Annotated in this window: 11 protein-coding genes and 1 tRNA gene; 1 reads left to right on the top strand and 11 read right to left on the bottom strand. The window is 73.1% G+C overall.

The window, feature by feature from the left end:
- Window positions 1–10 precede the first annotated feature (10 nt).
- From ABTY04_RS14285 to bldG, 11 genes are all read right to left on the bottom strand, one after another.
- Window positions 11–84 (bottom strand) — tRNA-Thr (locus ABTY04_RS14285).
- A 117-nt stretch (window positions 85–201) separates the two neighbouring features.
- Window positions 202–1770 carry an alpha/beta hydrolase gene (locus ABTY04_RS14280; RefSeq protein WP_352213660.1) on the bottom strand — a complete coding sequence of 523 codons (1569 nt, stop codon included), beginning with the start codon at window positions 1768–1770 and terminating at the stop codon, window positions 202–204.
- A gap of 143 nt (window positions 1771–1913) precedes the next feature.
- On the bottom strand, window positions 1914–3125 hold the full coding sequence (locus ABTY04_RS14275; protein WP_352213659.1) for a DNA polymerase III subunit delta': 1212 nt from the start codon (window positions 3123–3125) through the stop codon (window positions 1914–1916).
- Between the two features lie 115 nt (window positions 3126–3240).
- Window positions 3241–6465 carry a dTMP kinase gene (tmk, locus tag ABTY04_RS14270; RefSeq protein ID WP_352213658.1) on the bottom strand — a complete coding sequence of 1075 codons (3225 nt, stop codon included), beginning with the start codon at window positions 6463–6465 and terminating at the stop codon, window positions 3241–3243.
- A 247-nt stretch (window positions 6466–6712) separates the two neighbouring features.
- Entirely contained in the window at window positions 6713–9544 is a 2832-nt protein-coding gene (topA, locus tag ABTY04_RS14265) for a type I DNA topoisomerase (RefSeq protein ID WP_352213657.1), read from the bottom strand.
- Window positions 9545–9813: 269 nt separating this feature from the next.
- Complete coding sequence (locus ABTY04_RS14260; RefSeq protein ID WP_352213656.1) at window positions 9814–10011, bottom strand: hypothetical protein; 198 nt, start codon at window positions 10009–10011, stop codon at window positions 9814–9816.
- 199 nt (window positions 10012–10210) lie between these two features.
- Window positions 10211–11731, bottom strand: coding sequence for a DUF7059 domain-containing protein (locus ABTY04_RS14255; RefSeq protein WP_352213655.1), 1521 nt, complete (start codon window positions 11729–11731; stop codon window positions 10211–10213).
- Window positions 11732–11921: 190 nt separating this feature from the next.
- Complete coding sequence (locus ABTY04_RS14250; protein WP_352213654.1) at window positions 11922–12485, bottom strand: small secreted protein; 564 nt, start codon at window positions 12483–12485, stop codon at window positions 11922–11924.
- A gap of 196 nt (window positions 12486–12681) precedes the next feature.
- On the bottom strand, window positions 12682–15087 hold the full coding sequence (locus ABTY04_RS14245) for a sodium-translocating pyrophosphatase (protein ID WP_352213653.1): 2406 nt from the start codon (window positions 15085–15087) through the stop codon (window positions 12682–12684).
- Between the two features lie 371 nt (window positions 15088–15458).
- Complete coding sequence (locus ABTY04_RS14240) at window positions 15459–15899, bottom strand: ATP-binding protein (protein WP_352213652.1); 441 nt, start codon at window positions 15897–15899, stop codon at window positions 15459–15461.
- A 116-nt stretch (window positions 15900–16015) separates the two neighbouring features.
- A complete protein-coding gene (bldG, locus tag ABTY04_RS14235; protein WP_007264942.1) occupies window positions 16016–16357 on the bottom strand; it encodes an anti-sigma factor antagonist BldG in 342 nt (113 codons plus the stop codon).
- 81 nt (window positions 16358–16438) lie between these two features.
- Between bldG and ABTY04_RS14230 the strand changes: the two genes are divergently transcribed.
- The gene (locus ABTY04_RS14230) at window positions 16439–18925 is read left to right on the top strand and encodes a DEAD/DEAH box helicase (RefSeq protein ID WP_352213651.1); all 2487 of its coding nucleotides are present in this window, start codon (window positions 16439–16441) and stop codon (window positions 18923–18925) included.
- The last annotated feature ends 20 nt before the right edge of the window (window positions 18926–18945 follow it).

The raw sequence follows: 18945 nt of genomic DNA, 5'->3' as shown, positions 1-18945 counted from the left end.
GTTCTTCTAGAGCCGCCTTCGGGATTCGAACCCGAGACCTACGCATTACGAGTGCGTTGCTCTGGCCAACTGAGCTAAGGCGGCACCGCTGGTCAGACAAGTATTCCCTCGGAGGGGAGCTCTCATCAGCAGCGGCGCCAAGTCTACAGGCTCGAACGGGGTGCCCCGAACCACGCTGTGCGGGGGTGGGCGCCGGGGGCGCTAGCTGCACTTCTTGCCGGCCTTCGGCGGGGTTCCGTCGAGCAGGTACGTGTTGATCGCCGTGTCGATGCAGGAGCTGCCGCGCCCGTACGCCGTGTGCCCGTCGCCGTCGTACGTGAGCAGGACACCCGAGTCGAGCTGCTGCGCCAGCGCCTGGGCCCACTTGTACGGGGTCGCCGGGTCCCGGACGGTGCCGACCACCACGATCGGCGCAGCGCCCTTCGCCGCCAGGGCGCCGGCCGCGCCAGTGGCCTTGACCGGCCAGTACGCGCAGTTCAGCGAGGCCCAGGCAAGGCCGGCGCCGAAGACGGGTGAGGCCTTCTCGAAGGACGGCAGGGCCGCCTCGACCGCCTCCGGCCCGGCGAAGGCCGGCGGCTGGTCCAGGCAGTTGACGGCGGCGTTCGCGAACATCAGGTTCGCGTACTTGCCGTCCGGCTCGCGCTCGTAATAGCTGTCGGCGAGGCCGAGCAGGCCGGACCCGTCGCCGTTCATCGCAGACGCCAGCCCCTCGCGCAGCTGCGGCCATGCGCTCTCGTCGTACAGCGCGGCGATCACCCCGGTCGTGGCGAGGGACTCGCCGAGCGGGCGGTCGGGATCGCCGCTGGGCACGGGCTGCGCGTCGACCTTGCGGAAGAACTCCGTGAGCCGGTCGGCCGTCGACTCCGGGCTGCCCTTGCCGAGCGGGCAGTCGGGCTGCTTCGCGCAGTCCTTGGCGAAGGAGCGCAGGGCCGTCTCGAAGCCCCCGGTCTGGTCCCGGTTCAGTTCGAGCGCCGGACGGGAGGGGTCCATCGCGCCGTCCAGCACGAGCCGGCCGACCCGGCCGGGGAAGAGCTCCGCGTACGTCGCCCCGAGGAGGGTGCCGTACGAGGCCCCGACGTACGTCAGCTTCTCGTCGCCCAGCACCGCGCGGAGCAAGTCCATGTCCCGGGCGGCCTCGACGGTGGAGACGTGCGGCAGGATCCGCTGCGAGCGCGTCTGGCAGCCGGCGGCGAACTCCTTGAAGGCGGTCACCAGCTCGGCCCGCTCCTCCGCGTTGTCCGGCGTCTGGTCCACCTGCGTGAACTTGTCCATCTCCGGCCCGGTCAGGCACTGCACCGGGCTGCTGCGGTCCACCCCTCGCGGGTCGAAGGAGACCATGTCGTACCGGGCGCGGACGGGTGCCGGGTAGCCGATGCCCGCGTACGCCTGGAGGTACCCGATGCCGGAGCCGCCCGGTCCCCCCGGGTTGACCACGAGCGAGCCCAGCCGCTTGCCCGGGCCGGTGGCCTGGCGACGGGCCACGGCGATGTCGACGTCCTGGCCCGACTCCGGGTGCGCGTAGTCCAGCGGGGCCTTCATCGTGGCGCACTGGAACCCGGGGACGCCGCAGTCGCGCCAGCTCAGTTTCTGCTCGTAGTACGGGCGCAGCGCGGCCGAGACCGCGGCCGGTGCGGCCTGCTGCGGGGCGCGCCCGGAGGAGGACGCGGCGGCCCGCAGTCCCCCCGACCCGGCCGAGGTGCACCCGGAAAGCAGCAGCCCGGCAGCTGCGATCACGGTTCCGGTGGTGCGCAGCAGGCGAGTGGTGTCCATTCTCGGAGCCTACGTCCTGGCGGGCGCCCCGGCCGGGCGTGCGCACGCCGACCGGCTGCCCGCCGCCCGGGGGTGCGCCGTGCCCCCCACGGACCCGCCGTACCCGGCCCGACGCCGCCCGACCGCTCGTACGGGTGAAGCGCTCAGCCCGCGCGCAGCGACATCGTCATCGCCTCGACCGCGAGGAGCGGGGCCACGTTGCGGTCCAGGGCTTCGCGGCAGGCGATGATCGCCTCGATCCGGCGCAGCGTGCGCTCCGGTCCGGACGCGCGGGCGATCCGGTCGAGGTCGGCCCGTATCTCCTCGTTCGCGATGGCCACCGAAGAGCCGAGCTGGAGGGCCAGCACGTCCCGGTAGAAGCCGGTGAGGTCGGTCAGCGCCAGGTCGAGGGTGTCCCGCTGGGTACGGGTGCGGCGGCGCTTCTGCCGGTCTTCGAGCTCCTTCATCACTCCCGCCGTGCCGCGCGGCATCCGGCCGCCGGTGCCGGCCCCGGCGCCGAGCGCGGCCCGCAGATCCTCGGTCTCCTTGGTGTCGACCTCCTCCGCGACCTGCTTGGCGTCCTCCGCGGCGGCGTCGACGAGCTCCTGGGCGGCCTTGAGGCAGGCACCCACGTCGTCGATCCGGAGCGGGAGCCTCAGCACCGCGGCACGGCGGGCCCGGGCGGCCTCGTCCTGCGCGAGCCGGCGGGCTCGGCCGATGTGCCCCTGGGTGGCGCGCGCGGCGGCCGCGGCGACGGCGGGATCGATGCCGTCGCGCCGGACCAGGACGTCGGCGACCGCGGCGACGGGCGGGGTGCGCAGGGTCAGGTGGCGGCAGCGGGAGCGGATGGTGGGCAGCACGTCCTCCAGCGAGGGGGCGCACAGCAGCCACACGGTCCGCGGAGCGGGCTCCTCCACGGCCTTGAGGAGCACATTGCCCGCGCCTTCGGTCAGCCGGTCGGCGTCCTCCAGGACGATGACCTGCCAGCGGCCCACGGCCGGGGAGAGCTGCGCCCGGCGGACCAGGTCGCGGGTCTCCTTCACGCCGATGGACAGCAGATCGGTGCGGACGATCTCCACATCGGCGTGGGTGCCGACCAGGGTGGTGTGGCAGCCGTCGCAGAACCCGCAGCCCGGCTCGCCCCCGAGGGCGCGGTCGGGGCTGGTGCACTGGAGGGCGGCCGCGAAGGCCCGGGCGACGGTGGACCGTCCGGAGCCGGGCGGCCCGGTGAACAGCCAGGCGTGGGTCATCTTGGACGCGGCGGGCGGCGGCGACCCGGCGTCGACGGCGGTGACCAGGGCGTCGGCGTCACGGGCGGCGGCGGCCAGCTGCGCCTGCACCCGCTCCTGGCCCACCAGCTCGTCCCATACGGGCATCCCGCCCACCGCCTTTCACCGGCCGTCTTCCCTTGGCCGTCCGTGCCGCTCGTCCTGCTCGTGCCCGCCCCAGTGTGGCGTGCGCCACTGACAATCCCCGTCAGCCCGCAGCCCGTCAGCGGCCGCGGCGCGGACCGCCCTCTTCGTCCTCGTCGTCCCGGCGGGGGCCGAGCAGCTCGTCCGCCAGGGTCGGCAGATCGTCCAGCGGGGTCTCCTCGGCCCAGGCGGGCCGCGGCCTGCTCGGCCGCGCGGGCCGGTTCTGCCGGTTCTCCTGGTCCTGCCCGCCGGGGCGGTCGTCGCCGCCGAAGACCGGGAGCTCGCGGGTCTCGTCGTTGCCGGAGTCCCGGAAGATGCCCGGCGGCACCCGGTCGGCCGGGCTCTCCTGCGGACGCCGGGCCGTCGGGCGGACGGCGGAGCGGGCCTGGCCGGCAGGGGGGCTCGTACGGGACGGGCGTACGGGCGGCAGGACCGCCGTCTCGTCGGCCGGGCCGGCCGCCGGAACGGCCGGCAGCACCGAGGTCTCCGCCGCCGGGTCGATCTTCGGCACCGGGACCGTCTGCGTCACGTCGTCCGGCTGGACGACCCGCTTGACCAGCGGGGTTTCCACCGTCACGGCATCGTCCGGGAGCGGCTCCTTGGTCATCGCGACCTTGGGGGCGGGTGCCGCGGGAGCCGGAGCAGCCGGTTCGGGAGCCGGGGCAGGCGCGGGGGCCGCAGCCGCCGCAGCCGCCGCTGCGGCCTGGGCAGCCGCCGCAGCCGCCGAGGCCTCCGCCAGCCGGCGCGCCTCCTCGGCCCTCAGCAGGGCCTCCTCGGCCCGCCGCTGCTTCTCCAGCCGCCGTTCCTCGGCCTCGGCGCGCAGCCGGGCCTCCTCCTCCGCCTGCTTGCGCAGCCGCTCCTGCTCCGCAGCGAGGGCCTTCGCCTCGGCCTCCGCACGCAGCCGCTCCGCCTCGGCCCGGGCGCGGGCCTCCTCCTCGGCGCGCAGCCGCTCCTCTTCCGCCTTGCGGGCGGCCTCGGCCTCGGCCTTGATCCGGGCGGCTTCGGCCTCGGCCCGGGCGCGGGCCTCCTCCTCGGCGCGCAGCCGCTCCTCCTCCGCCTTGCGGGCGGCCTCTTCCTCGGCCCGGCGCCGGGCCTCCTCCTCGGCCTTGCGCCGCGCCTCGGCCTGGGCGGCCACCTCGGCCTCCGAGAGCGGGAGCATCCGGTCCAGGCGGTGGCGTACGACGGTGGTCACGGACTCCGGGTCCTGGCCGGCGTCGACCACCAAGTAGCGCCCCGGGTCGGCCGCGGCCAGCGTCAGGAAGCCGGCCCGCACCCGCTGGTGGAACTCGGCCGGCTCGGACTCCAGCCGGTCCGGGGCCTCCGTGAAGCGCTCGCGGGCCGCCTCCGGCGACACGTCGAGCAGCACGGTCAGGTTCGGGACGAGCCCGTCGGTGGCCCAGCGGGAGATCCGGGCGATCTCGGTCGGCGACAGGTCCCGGCCGGCGCCCTGGTACGCCACCGAGGAGTCGATGTAGCGGTCGGAGATGACGACCGCGCCGCGCTCCAGGGCGGGCCGGACGACGGTGTCCACGTGCTCCGCGCGGTCGGCGGCGTACAGGAGGGCCTCGGCCCGGTTGGACAGCCCGGCCGAGGAGACGTCGAGCAGGATCGAGCGGAGGCGCTTGCCGACCGGGGTGGCCCCCGGCTCGCGCGTTACGACGACCTCGTGGCCCTTGCCCCGTATCCAGGCGGCCAGCGCCTCGACCTGGGTGGACTTGCCGGCTCCGTCGCCGCCCTCCAGGGCGATGAAGAACCCTGCGTCGGACGCCGCCTGTACCGGCTCCCCGCCGCGCAGCGCCTCGCGCAGGTCCCGGCGCAGCGGTACGCCGCTGCGGTCGTCGGCCTTGGCGAGCACCACGACGGCGACGGGCAGCAGCAGGGCGCCGACCAGCGTCAGGGTGAAGGCGGCCCCGCCGTGCTCGAAGACGACGTCCCCGCCGGCCAGCCGGTGCGGGCCGATCGCCGCGGCCAGGACCGGGGCGAGGACGGCGCCGATGCCGACGGCCACCCGTACAACGGCCTGCAGGTGCTCGGTGACCCGGGCCCGGCGGAACTCCTCGGTCTCCTGGTCCAGCAGGGTGTGCCCATTGTTGGCGGCCACGCCCGCGGCGGTGCCGGCGAGCAGCGAGAGGAACAGCACGGTCGCCGTGTCCGGGACCAGCCCGGTCAGCAGCAGCGCGAGCCCGGCCACCGCGATGGCCAGGGCCAGCAGGCGGCGCCGCGAGAGCGCGGGCAGCACCTTGCCGGCCTGGGTGGCGCGGATGCCCGCGGCGGCGCCGCCGAGCAGGGCCAGCACGAGCAGGGCGAAGGTGGCGGGGCCGCCGCCCAGGTCGTAGGCGTGCAGGACGGCCACGGCGGCCGCACTGGACACGGCTCCGGCTACGGCTGCGCAGGCCAGGACGAGCAGCGGGATGGCCCCCGTACGGCCCTTCTCCGGGCGGTCCCCCGCCTTGGGGGCCGGCAGGCCCTCCAGCGGGGAACGCGGGCGCGGGGTCTTCGCCGTCGGCAGCACCAGCGGGAGCAGCAGCGAGACGGACGCCGCGAAGAGGCCGGAGGCCACGTACGAGCCCAGGGCGGCCTGGTTCTCGGCGAACCAGGCCACGCCGAGGCCGAGGGCCTTGCCGACGAGGGTCGCGGCGAGCAGCACCGCGGCGGCGACGGGCATGGCGGCGAACGACGTGCGCAGGGTCAGCCGGCGCAGCGCGTCGAGGTGGTCCGGCAGCGGGCGTACGGTCGCCCCCTCCGGCGGCGGCGCGGGCAGCAGGGCGGGAGCCGCGCTCTCCTTGGCCAGGGTCCACAGACGCTCGGCGACGCCGGAGACGAAGACGGTGGCCAGCAGCGCGGTCAGCGCGTGGGCCGGGATCCAGTCGAGCCAGAGCGGGGCGACGACGAACAGGCCGAGCCGGACCCCGTCGGCGCCGATCATCGTCCAGCGGCGGTCCAGCCTGCCGCCGGCCTCCTTCGGCGCGAGCAGCTTGGCCAGCGGCCCGAGCAGCACGGCACCGAAGAGCAGGGTGGCGAGGATCCGGACCCCGAAGACGGCGGCGACGGTGAGGGCCCAGCCCTGGTACCCGCTGCCGAAGGTCTCCTCGGAGACGGCTGTCTGGAAGGCCAGCAGCACCAGCACCAGCAGGGCGAGGGCATCTCCGATGCCACTGACCAGCTGCGCGCTCCACAGCCGGCGCAGCCTGGGTGTGCGCAGCAGGGCGCGCACCGCTCGCTCGCGGGAATCCGCGGCGAGGGCTTCGTCGTAGGTGGGGTTCGCGGGGGCGGTCACGACCGTTGGCTGCTCGGCTCGCGTCATCCGCCCAGCCTATCCGCTGCGCTTGGCAGCTGCGGAGCCCTGTGGACAACGCCGGGTGTGACCCCGCCCGCACCTCCGCGGCCTGCGGCCGGGAGAGGACTTTCCGGGGCCCTTCGGGGCGCGGAGGCCGCTGTGCACAGGCGAGCGCCGCCCGTTCCTGGAGATCCGGCCCCCGGCGGCGGGCGCACCGGCCCCACGGGGAAACGGCAGGGCCCCGTGCGCGGTGCGCACGGGGCCCTGGCGATGCCTACTCGTCCGACGCCGGGGCGGCCGTCGCCTTCTTGGCCGCCGCCTTCTTCGCGACCGTCTTCTTCGCGGCCGTCGTCTTCGCGGCCGTCGTCTTCTTCGCCGCCGTCTTGGCGGCCGTCGTCGCCTTCTTGGCCGGAGCCTTCTTCGCGGGCGCCTTCTTGGCCGGGGCCTTCTTCGCCGTCTTCTTGGCGGGGCCCTTCGCGCGCTTCTCCGCGAGCAGCTCGTAGCCCCGCTCCGGCGTGATGGTCTCGACGTCGTCGTCCCGCCGCAGCGTCGCGTTCGTCTCGCCGTCCGTCACGTACGGCCCGAAGCGCCCGTCCTTGACGACGACCGGCTTCTCGCTGACCGGGTCCGTGCCCAGTTCCTTCAGCGGCGGCTTGGCCGCCGCCCGGCCGCGCTGCTTCGGCTGCGCGTAGATCGCGAGGGCCTCGTCCAGCGTGATCGTGAACAGCTGGTCCTCGGTCTCCAGCGACCGCGAGTCCGTGCCCTTCTTCAGGTACGGGCCGTAGCGGCCGTTCTGGGCCGTGATCTCCACGCCCTCCGCGTCCGCGCCCACGACCCGGGGGAGGGACATCAGCTTCAGCGCGTCGTCCAGGGTCACCGTGTCGAGCGACATCGACTTGAACAGCGACGCCGTCCGCGGCTTCACCGCGTTCTTGCCGGTCTTCGGCGTGCCCTCGGGCAGGATCTCCGTCACGTACGGCCCGTAGCGGCCGTCCTTGGCGACGATCTGGTTGCCGCTGACCGGGTCCGCGCCCAGCGCGAACTCGCCGCTCGGCTTCGCGAACAGCTCCTCCGCGTACGCGATCGTCAGCTCGTCCGGAGCAAGGTCGTCCGGTACGTCGGCCCGCTGGTGGCCCTCGGCGTCCTTCTCACCACGCTCCACGTACGGCCCGTAGCGGCCGACCCGCAGCACGATGCCCTCGCCGACGGGGAAGGAGGAGATCTCCCGGGCGTCGATCGCGCCCAGGTCCGTGACCAGCTCCTTCAGGCCACCGAGGTGGTCGCCGCCGGCCGGTACGACCTCCGACGCGTCCTCGGAGCCGAAGTAGAACCGCTTCAGCCACGGCACGGACTGGGCCTCGCCCCGCGCGATGCGGTCGAGGTCGTCCTCCATCTTGGCCGTGAAGTCGTAGTCGACGAGGCGTCCGAAGTGCGTCTCCAGCAGGTTGACCACGGCGAACGACAGGAAGGACGGCACGAGCGCCGTGCCCTTCTTGAAGACGTACCCGCGGTCCAGGATCGTTCCGATGATCGACGCGTACGTCGACGGGCGGCCGATCTCCCGCTCTTCCAGCTCCTTGACCAGCGAGGCCTCGGTGTAGCGGGCCGGCGGCTTGGTCGCGTGGCCGTCCGCCGTGATCTCCTCGGCCGACAGCGCGTCGCCCTCGGCGACCTGCGGAAGACGCCGCTCGCGGTCGTCGAGCTCGGCGTTCGGGTCGTCCGCGCCCTCGACGTACGCCTTCATGAACCCATGGAAGGTGATCGTCTTGCCGGAGGCCGAGAACTCGGCGTCCCGGCCGTCCGACGCCCGGCCGCCGATCTTGACCGTGACCGAGTTCCCTACCGCGTCCTTCATCTGAGAGGCGACGGTCCGCTTCCAGATCAGCTCGTACAGGCGGAACTGGTCGCCGGTCAGGCCCGTCTCGGCCGGGGTGCGGAAACGATCACCCGAAGGGCGAATCGCCTCGTGCGCCTCCTGCGCGTTCTTGACCTTGCCGGCGTAGACGCGCGGCTTCTCCGGCAGGTAGTCGGCCCCGTAGAGCTGCGTGACCTGCGCCCGCGCCGCCGACACCGCGGTGTCGGAGAGCGTGGTGGAGTCCGTACGCATGTAGGTGATGAAGCCGTTCTCGTACAGCTTCTGCGCCACCTGCATCGTCGCCTTCGCGCCGAAGCCGAGCTTGCGCGAGGCCTCCTGCTGGAGCGTGGTCGTGCGGAACGGGGCGTACGGGGAGCGGCGGTACGGCTTGGACTCGACCGAGCGGACGGCGAACGAGGTGTCCGCCAGCGCGGCGGCGAGCGCCCGCGCGTTCGCCTCGTCGAGGTGCAGGACCTCGCTCTTGAGCTGCCCGTTCGAGCCGAAGTCGCGGCCCTGCGCGATCCGCTTGCCGTCCACCGTGTTCAGGCGGGCGACCAGGGTCGACGGGTCGGAGGCGTCACCGGCGCGGCCGGTGGAGAAGGTTCCGGTCAGGTCCCAGTACTCGGCGGAGCGGAAGGCGATGCGCTCGCGCTCCCGCTCGACGACGAGCCGGGTGGCCACGGACTGGACGCGGCCGGCCGACAGCCGCGGCATGACCTTCTTCCACAGGACCGGCGAGACCTCGTAGCCGTAGAGGCGGTCGAGGATGCGGCGGGTCTCCTGGGCGTCGACCATGCGCTGGTTCAGCTCGCGCGGGTTGGCGACGGCGTCGCGGATCGCGTCCTTGGTGATCTCGTGGAAGACCATCCGGTGGACGGGGACCTTGGGCTTGAGGACTTCCTGCAGGTGCCACGCGATGGCTTCGCCCTCGCGGTCCTCATCGGTGGCGAGGAAGAGTTCGTCGGAGTCGGCCAGCAGCTCCTTGAGCTTCCTGACCTGCGCCTTCTTGTCGGCGTTGACGACGTAGATCGGCTGGAAGTCGTGTTCGACGTCCACGCCGAGGCGGCGGACCTCGCCCGTGTACTTGTCGGGGACCTCGGCGGCGCCGTTCGGGAGGTCGCGAATGTGCCCGACGCTCGCCTCGACGACGTATCCCGGGCCGAGGTAGCCCTTGATGGTCTTCGCCTTGGCAGGGGACTCGACGATGACGAGTCGGCGGCCGCCCTTTGCGGTCTCGCTAGTCGGGGACAACTTGGCTCTTCTCTCCGGTCGGCACTCGGTCGCAGTACGGCGACGCTGCGGAGTGTGACGGTACAACCCGCCCCCGTGTCAAACGGCGGAAGCCCGCAACGGCCACTCGAACGGTAACCCGACAAGTGCCGTTTCTGCCGCCCGGATGCCGCGCCGGACCCGTCGCGATCACCAGGCCGAGTGGCCAGGGGGCCGTCTGGCCGCGCCCTCGCACCCCGCCTGACGTCCTGTTTCCGGCGAAGATCGACACCAGCGGGCGGGCAGGTGGATCAGAGCCGGGCGAGGCACCACACCCCGAGCGCCAGGGACACCACGGAGGCGAGCAGCGCCAGCGGAACGGCCACGACGGGGCGCACATCCTCGGCCACCGGCGCGCGGTGCAGGGCGCGCGCCCCCGTCCAGCCCAGCAGAGCGGCTCCGAACAGCAGGAACACGGTCGCTGCGAAGATCGCCGGACCGTTCTCCATGCCGTTCCCCCTTTACCCTCGGGCCGCTCCCGGGGCCCGCGCGGATCCCCCCGGATCCTCGTGGCGGCCCCTGGCCGTCCCCCCGCACGGGAGCCTGCCAGCCGAAGGGAAACGGCGCGCGAACCCCGGGTTACACAACGGATTCGGCCACGGCCCGGCCGCCGCGGACCGGGCCGCCGCGGCGCCGCCGGAGGGCCGCTCAGCCGTCGGCCGGCTCCAGGAATCCCTGCTCGACCAGCATCCGGATGGCCTCGGGAGTCCGGTCCCGCAGGAGGACGGGATCCTCCTGCACCAGGTGCGCGATCGCGTCCAGGATCCGGCCCGCCGTGAGTGAGCCGTCGCACACTCCGGCGAAGCCCGCCCCGACCGTGTCGACCTTGGTCGCACGCCGCATCCCGCGGTTCTGCCGCAGCACCACGTGCTCCGGGTCCTCCGCGCCGGGCGCGCCGACCTGCTCCTGGACGACCTCCGCCGCCAGGACGAAGCGGGCCTCCAGCAGCGCCGCGTCGTCGTGGTCCCGCAGGTAGTCCTGCCGGGCGAAGTGGGCCACCACGGCGTCGCCGAGCGGCTGCTCCACCGAGTGCGGCCACTCCTCGACCACGATCGACCGCTCCGCCGCGTCGCTGCGGCGCAGCGTGATCCAGCCGAAGCCGACGGCCTTGGTCTTGCTCGCCTCGAACGCGTCCAGCCAGTCCTCGTACCGGCGCGCGTACTCCGCCGGGTCGGCGCGGTGGTCGCCCGCGTCACGCAGCCACAGCTCCGCGTACTGCGTGACGTCCTGCACGTCACGCTGCACGATCCACGCATCGCAGCCGCGCGGCACCCAGGCGCGGACCCGGTCGTGCCAGTCCTCGCCCTCCACGTGCTGCCAGTTGCCGAGGAACTGCGCGTACCCGCCCGGGTTGAGGTGCGCGCCGGCCTCCTGGACGAGGGTCCGGCACAGGTCGTCGCCGCTCATCCCGCCGTCGCGGTACGTCAGCCGGGCGCCGGGAGAGATCACGAACGGCGGATTCGACACGATCAGGTCGTACGTGGCCTCGCCGACCGGCGCGAACAGCGACCCGAGGAGCAGCTCGGCCTCCTGGGCGCCGGACAGCGCCAGGGTCAGCCGGGTGAATTCCAGGGCCCGGGGGTTGACGTCGGTGGCGGTGACCCGGGTGGCGTGCTGCGCGGCGTGCAGGGCCTGGATGCCGGAACCGGTGCCGAGATCGAGGGCCGAGGCGACCGGGGTGCGGACGGTGATCCCGGCCAGGGTGGTGGAGGCCCCGCCGACGCCGAGGACCACGCCCTCCTCGCGGCTGCCGATCCCGCCCGCCCCGCCGACGGCGCAGCCCAGGTCGGAGACGATGAACCAGTCCTCGCCGTCGGGACCGCCGTACGGGCGCACGTCGACGGTGGCGTGCACCGTGTCCTCGCCGTCGGCGGCCTCCTCCCGGCGGAGCCAGCCGTCGGCCAGCGCGGCTTCGACGGGCAGCGCCTGCGCGGCATTCACGTACGGCTCGGGCTGCTGGAGCAGGAACAGCCGCACCAGGCTCGCGAGCGGGCCGTCGCCGCGCCCGCGGGTGGCGCGCAGGGCGGGGACCGTCTCGCTGCGGGCCAGCGCGGCGTAGGCGGGGGCGCCGAGCAGGTCGAGCAGGCCGTCGGCGGTGAAGCCGGCGGCGAGCAGGGCCGTGCGGAGCTCGGCGGCGCGGTCGGGCGAGGGGAGGCTGGTGGTACTCACCGGTCCATTGTGTCGGCTGCCGCCGCCGATGCGTGCGCCGCGCGGCCGGTGGGCCGGGACGCAGCGGGGCTGCCGGGTTCCCGGACCCGGAGCACCCCGCTCCGCGTACCGCTGCGCCGCCGGCCACCGAGGCGGCCGCAACCGCGCAGCCGGCAACCGGGGCGGCCGGCAACCGAGTCCGCCGGCTACGTCACTTCGCCGGCGACGGCGCCGCGACCTGGCAGCCCTTCTGACCGTTGATCGCCTGGTCCAGGCCGCCCGTCTTGAGCGTGGCCAGCGCGTCCTTGCCGCCCTGGCTGGCCGCCTGGAGTCCGCCGGCCACCTCCTTGATGCCCGCGGCGAACTTCGTCTGGTCCTTCGCGTCCAGGCCTTCCATCTTCGCCTTCAGGTCGGCGTAGCCCTTCGCCGTCGACTCGAAGCCCTTGACCGCCGTCTCCTGGGTCGTCTGGCCGTCCTTGACCGGCGGAACTCCCGCCTGCTGCACGGCGGTCCCCATCGCCTTGTAGGACTCGGACATCGTCCCGAACGCCGCCGAGTCGGTCGTCTGCACCTCTTCGGGCTTGCTGCTCTCGGTCGCCACGCGCTTGATCTCGGCGTTGGCCGCCTCGATCTTCTTCAGCTCGGGCTGCCACTTGTCGCAGACCTTCTTGGCCCAGGCGTCGGCCTTCGTGTCCCCGTCGTCGCCGCCGCATCCGGACAGCACGAGCATCAGTACCGCACCGCCGGACACCGCGGCCGCAAACTTCTTGTTCACCGGATTGGTCCCTTCGAAGGCTCTCGGCCCGGAAGATACACGTCCGCCATCCGGGCACGCAGAACGGCGGACAGACGGCGCGTCAGTCCGCACCGTCTGTCCGCCGTTCGGGCGCAGCTCCCGACCCGCGGTCCGGGCCGGCCGTTCGGTGCCTCCCCGGGCCGCCCGGGGGTCACACCTCCGGTCACCCGTCGGGTCAGGAAACCACCGCGGGATCGGCCTGCTGGGCCCCCCGCTCGGCGGCCTCCCCGCCCTCGCCCTCGTCGCCGACGGCGATGCCGCGGCGCTTGGAGAGGTACACCGCGCCGATGATGACGGCGATGGCGAGGAGGGCGACGATCGCGCGCACGGTCGCGCTGGTGTCGGCGCCGTAGCTGAACTGCACGACCGCCGGGGCGATCAGCAGCGCCACCAGGTTCATGACCTTGAGCAGCGGGTTGATCGCGGGCCCCGCGGTGTCCTTGAACGGGTCGCCGACCGTGTCGCCGATGACGGTCGCGGCGTGGGCCTCGCTGCCCTTGCCGCCGTGGTGGCCGTCCTCGACGAGCTTCTTCGCGTTGTCCCACGCACCACCGGAGTTGGCGAGGAAGACCGCCATCAGTGTGCCGGTGCCGATGGCGCCCGCGAGGAACGAGCCGAGTGCGCCGACGCCGAGGGAGAATCCGACGGCGATCGGGGTGAGGACGGCGAGCAGGCCGGGCGTGGCGAGCTCGCGCAGGGCGTCCTTGGTGCAGATGTCCACGACGCGCCCGTACTCGGGCTTCTCGCTGTAGTCCATGATCCCGGGGTGCTCGCGGAACTGGCGGCGCACCTCGTAGACGACGGCGCCCGCGGAGCGGGAGACGGCGTTGATGGCGAGGCCGGAGAACAGGAACACGACCGCCGCGCCCAGGATCAGGCCGACCAGGTTGTTGGGCTGCGCGATGTCCAGGCTGAGGTTCATCTCCCCGGCCTTGGCACCGACCTGCTTGACCGCGCCCACGATGGCGTCGTTGTACGAGCCGAACAGCGCGGCCGCGGCGAGCACGGCCGTGGCGATCGCGATGCCCTTGGTGATGGCCTTGGTGGTGTTGCCGACGGCGTCCAGGTCGGTCAGCACCTGCGCACCGGCGCCCTCGACGTCGCCGGACATCTCGGCGATGCCCTGGGCGTTGTCGGAGACGGGCCCGAAGGTGTCCATGGCGACGATGACGCCGACGGTGGTGAGCAGGCCGGTGCCGGCCAGGGCCACCGCGAAGAGCGCCAGCATGATCGACGTGCCGCCGAGCAGGAACGCCCCGTACACGCCGAGGCCGATGAGCAGCGCCGTGTAGACGGCGGACTCCAGGCCGACGGAGATGCCGGCGAGGACGACGGTGGCCGCGCCGGTCAGGGAGGACTTGCCGATGTCCCGGACGGGACGGCGGTTGGTCTCGGTGAAGTAGCCGGTCAGCTGCTGGATCAGGGCCGCGAGCACGATGCCGATGGCCACGGCGACGAGGGCCAGGATGCGCGGGTCGCCGGAGTGGTTGCTGATGGTGGCGTTCTCGACGCCGAGGAGCTCCTTGTAGCTGCCCGGCAGGTAGGCGAAGACGGCGACGGCTACCAGCGCCAGCGAGATCACGGCGGAGATGAAGAAGCCGCGGTTGATGGCGGTCATTCCGCTGCGGTCCGAACGGCGCGGGGAGACCGCGAAGATGCCGATCATGGCGGTGACGACGCCGATCGCGGGGACGATCAGCGGGAAGGCGAGGCCCAGGTCGCCGAAGGCGGCCTTGCCGAGGATGAGCGCGGCCACGAGGGTGACGGCGTACGACTCGAAGAGGTCGGCCGCCATACCGGCGCAGTCGCCGACGTTGTCGCCCACGTTGTCGGCGATGGTCGCGGCATTGCGCGGGTCGTCCTCCGGAATGCCCTGCTCGACCTTTCCGACCAGGTCGGCGCCGACGTCGGCGGCCTTGGTGAAGATGCCGCCGCCCACGCGCATGAACATCGCGATCAGGGCGGCGCCGAGGCCGAAGCCCTCCAGGACCTTGGGGGCGTCGGCGGCGTAGACCAGGACGACGCAGGAAGCGCCGAGCAGGCCCAGGCCGACGGTGAACATGCCGACGACGCCGCCGGTGCGGAAGGCGATCCGCATGGCCTTGTGCGCGACGTCGGTGATGTCCTTGGCGGGCTCGCCCTTACCGGGGGTGGCCTCGCGTGCGGCGGCGGCGACGCGGACGTTGGCGCGGACCGCGAGCCGCATGCCGATGTAGCCGGTGGCCGCCGAGAAGAGGGCGCCCACGAGGAAGAAGGCGGAACGGCCCGCCCGCTGGGTCCAGTCGTCGGCGGGAAGCAGGAAGAGCAGGAAGAACACGACGACGGCGAAGATCCCGAGGGTGCGCAGCTGCCGGCCGAGGTAGGCGTTGGCGCCTTCCTGGACGGCCGCTGCGATTCTCTTCATGCTGTCGGTTCCCTCGTCGGCGCCGAGGACCTGGCGGACCAGGATCTGCGCGACGACGAGTGCGGCAAGTGCCACGGCCGCGATCACCATCACGATGAGCCGATTGTCATCGGTGAGTACTGCGGCTGCCAGATCGGAGTTGCCGACCGGCGCGTTGGGGGTGAAGAGCCCCGTCATTCGTCCTCCTTGACGTGATGAGCTCAAGATGTGGACGGATTGTAGGGAGCTCTTCCCGATCAAAACAGTGCGCAGGAAACGGAATTGGCCTGCTCTTGCTCCTCAGCAATAGATCGCGTCGCCCCATTACCCCCCGAAAGGGGTAATGGGACAAAGGCATTGACGCCTGATCATCGATCTAGGAATTGCCGTGGAGTATGAAAAAAGGCCCTGCTCGGCAGGGCCTTGAATAAGATCGGAAGATTCTTCGGACCGCACCGGAATGCACCGGAACGGACGGGGCCGGAACGGGCGGGACCGATCTGACAGACCGGAACGGACCGCATGGACCGGATGGACCGGATGGGTCTGATGGACCCGCCGGACCGGGACTACGGAAGTTCGGGCGCGCCGGACACGGGCCAGCTCATCCGGATGGTCCCGCCCGCCTCCCCGCTCATCACCTCGACGTCGTCGACGAGCCCGCTGATCACCGCGAGACCCATCTCGTCCTCGGTGTCGGCGTCCGGGTCCAGGGCGGCGTCGAGCCCGGGCACGGCGCCCTCCGGGCCGCCGGCCGGTCCGGGCACCTCGTCGCCGACCTCGATGGAGAACAGTTTCTCCTCCTCGGTCAGGACCACCCGGACGGGTGCGGTCAGCCCGTTGCTGAGATGCAGACCGACGGCGCGCGAGCAGGCCTCGCCCACGGCGAGGCGGACCTCGTCGAGCACGGCTTCGTCCACGCCGGCCCGCCGCGCCACGGCGGCCGCGACCAGGCGGGCCGTCCGGACGTGTTCGGGCTGGGCGCTGAAGCGCAGTTCAACGGTGGCCATGCGCGTCCCCCTCGGACTACGGGCGTGCCTTACAGGGGCCCGGACCGCCTCGGCCCGCGCCCCGGCTCCTCTTCGGCTCCCCCTCGGCGCCTTGCGGCGCCGAGGGGGTGAAGCCGTCAGTCGGTGGCCTGGACGGCGTCTTCCACCGACGTATGGATCGGGAACACCTTGGTCAGACCGGTGATGCGGAAGATCTTCAGGATGCGCTCCTGGTTGCACACCAGACGCAGCGAGCCCTCGTGCGCACGGACGCGCTTGAGACCTCCCACGAGCACACCAAGCCCGGTGGAGTCGAGGAAGTCCACTCGCTCCATGTCGACAACCAAGTGGTAGCTGCCGTCGTTCACCAACTCGACCAACTGCTCGCGCAGCTTGGGCGCGGTATACACATCAATCTCGCCACCGACCTCCACGACCGTGCGGTCGCCGACAGTGCGAGTCGACAGGGACAGGTCCACGGATCCTCCAGCACCTTGCTATCGAGCGGCGCCCCCCGGGGGCCTCCCCACCCGAAGGCGGAGGAGGGATTGGCTGCCGCAATGGCATTCAATCACTTACCGGCAGGCGCGCACGACGCCTTCCGACCATTGTCCCGCACGCCGGTGACACACTCGGTTCCAATGGCCAATACTCACCGTCCCGGTCGGCCCACGGCACCCGAGGACTCACGACCCACTCCCGGCACGGTCCTGGACCGGCTCTCACGGGGGCCTTCTCGAGCTGCGCGCATCACCCATACGGAGCACTTGCCCCCTCGGGAGGGCCGTCATGCAATCTGGCCCGACCGCATCCGAACGGATGTCGTAGCCGCCATCCGGGCCGCGGGCATCGAACACCCGTGGGAACACCAGGCCGCGGCCGCCGAGCACGCCCTGGACGGCGAGTCGGTGGTCGTCGCCACCGGCACCGCCTCGGGCAAGTCGCTGGCCTACCTCGCGCCCGTGCTCTCCGCCCTCGCGGACGGCGCGGAAGCCCCGAACGGCCGGGGTGCGACCGCCCTCTACCTGGCCCCGACCAAGGCCCTGGCGGCCGACCAGCGGCGTGCCGTACGGTCCCTCGCCGCACCCCTGGACAACGCGGTCCGGCCCGCGGTCTACGACGGCGACACGCCGGTTGAGGAACGCGAATGGGTGCGCCAGTACGCGAACTACGTCCTCACCAACCCCGACATGCTGCACCGGGGGATCCTGCCCACCCACCCCCGCTGGTCCTCCTTCCTGCGCGCGCTGCGCTACGTGGTCATCGACGAGTGCCACACCTACCGGGGCGTATTCGGCTCCCACGTGGCCCAGGTGCTGCGCCGCCTGCGGCGGCTGTGCGCCCGCTACGGCGCCGACCCGGTCTTCCTGCTGGCCTCCGCCACCGCGAGCGACCCGGCGGCCGCCGCGTCCCGGCTGACCGGGATCCCGGTCACCGAGGTCGCCGACGACGCCTCCCCGCGCGGCGAGGTGGTCTTCGCCCTGTGGGAGCCGCCACTGACCGATCTGCGGGGCGAGAAGGGCGCCCCGGTGCGCCGCACCGCCACGGCGGAGACCGCGGACCTGCTGACCGACCTGGTCGTCCAGGGGGTCCGTACGGTCGCCTTCGTCCGCTCCCGGCGCGGCGCGGAGCTGATCTCGGTCATCGCCCAGGAGCGGCTCGCCGAGGTGGACCGCTCCCTGCCCCGGCGGGTCGCGGCCTACCGGGGCGGCTACCTGCCCGAGGAGCGCCGGGCCCTGGAGCGGGCCCTGCACTCCGGCGAGCTGCTCGGCCTGGCCGCCACCACCGCCCTGGAGCTGGGCGTGGACGTCTCCGGCCTGGACGCCGTCCTGATCACCGGCTACCCGGGCACCCGGGCCTCCCTGTGGCAGCAGGCGGGCCGGGCCGGGCGCTCGGGCCAGGGCGCCCTGGCCGTGCTGATCGCCCGGGACGACCCCCTGGACACCTACCTGGTCCACCATCCGGAGGCCCTGTTCCGCCAACCGGTGGAAGCCACGGTCCTCGACCCGGACAACCCGTACGTCCTGGCCCCGCACCTGTGCGCGGCCGCCGCCGAGCTCCCGCTGACGGAGGCGGACCTCGCCCTGTTCGGCCCGGCGGCCCCGGGGCTGATCCCGCAGCTGGAGGCGGCCAGGCTGCTGCGCCGCCGGGCGACGGCCTGGCACTGGACCCGCCGGGAGCGGGCCTCGGACCTGACCGACATCCGCGGTGAGGGCGGCCGCCCGGTCCAGATCGTGGAGGCCGCCACCGGCCGCCTGCTCGGCACCGTCGACGAGTCGGCCGCCCACACCGCCGTCCACGACGGGGCCGTCCACCTCCACCAGGGCCGCACCTACCTGGTGAAGCGGCTGGACCTGGAGGATTCGGTCGCGCTGGTGGAGGAGTCCAGCCCGCCCTTCTCGACCACCGCCCGCGACACCACCTCCATCTCCGTGCTGGAGACCGAGACCGAGATCCCCTGGGGCCCGGCCCGGCTCTGCTTCGGCTCGGTGGAGGTGACCAACCAGGTCGTGTCGTACCTGCGCCGCAAACTGATCACCGGCGAGGTGCTCGGCGAGGCCAAGCTGGACCTGCCGCCCCGCACCCTGCGCACCCGGGCCGTGTGGTGGACCGTGACCGAGGACCAGCTCGACGAGGCCCGGATCAACCCGGAGATCCTCGGCGGCGCCCTGCACGCCGCCGAGCACGCCTCCATCGGCCTGCTCCCGCTCTTCGCCACCTGCGACCGCTGGGACATCGGCGGGGTCTCCGTCCCACTGCATCCCGACACCCTCCTCCCGACCGTGTTCGTCTACGACGGCCACCCGGGCGGCGCGGGCTTCGCCGAGCGCGCCTTCCACACCGCCCGCGCCTGGCTGACGGCCACCCGCGACGCGATCGCCGCCTGCGAGTGCGAGGCCGGCTGCCCCTCCTGCATCCAGTCGCCCAAGTGCGGCAACGGCAACGACCCCCTCCACAAACGCGGCGCGATCCGACTGCTCACCCGCCTCCTGGCCCAGTCCCCGCCGCCCGACGGCACTGTCGGCGCTGTCGGCTCCCCCGCGTAGCGGACCGGCCCCCGGCCGGC

It is taken from the genome of Streptomyces sp. NPDC097981, assembly GCF_040302565.1.
GTDB lineage: Bacteria > Actinomycetota > Actinomycetes > Streptomycetales > Streptomycetaceae > Streptomyces.
The sequence above is the reverse complement of the archived record's forward strand: the minus strand, read 5'-3'. Positions and strand labels throughout refer to the sequence as shown.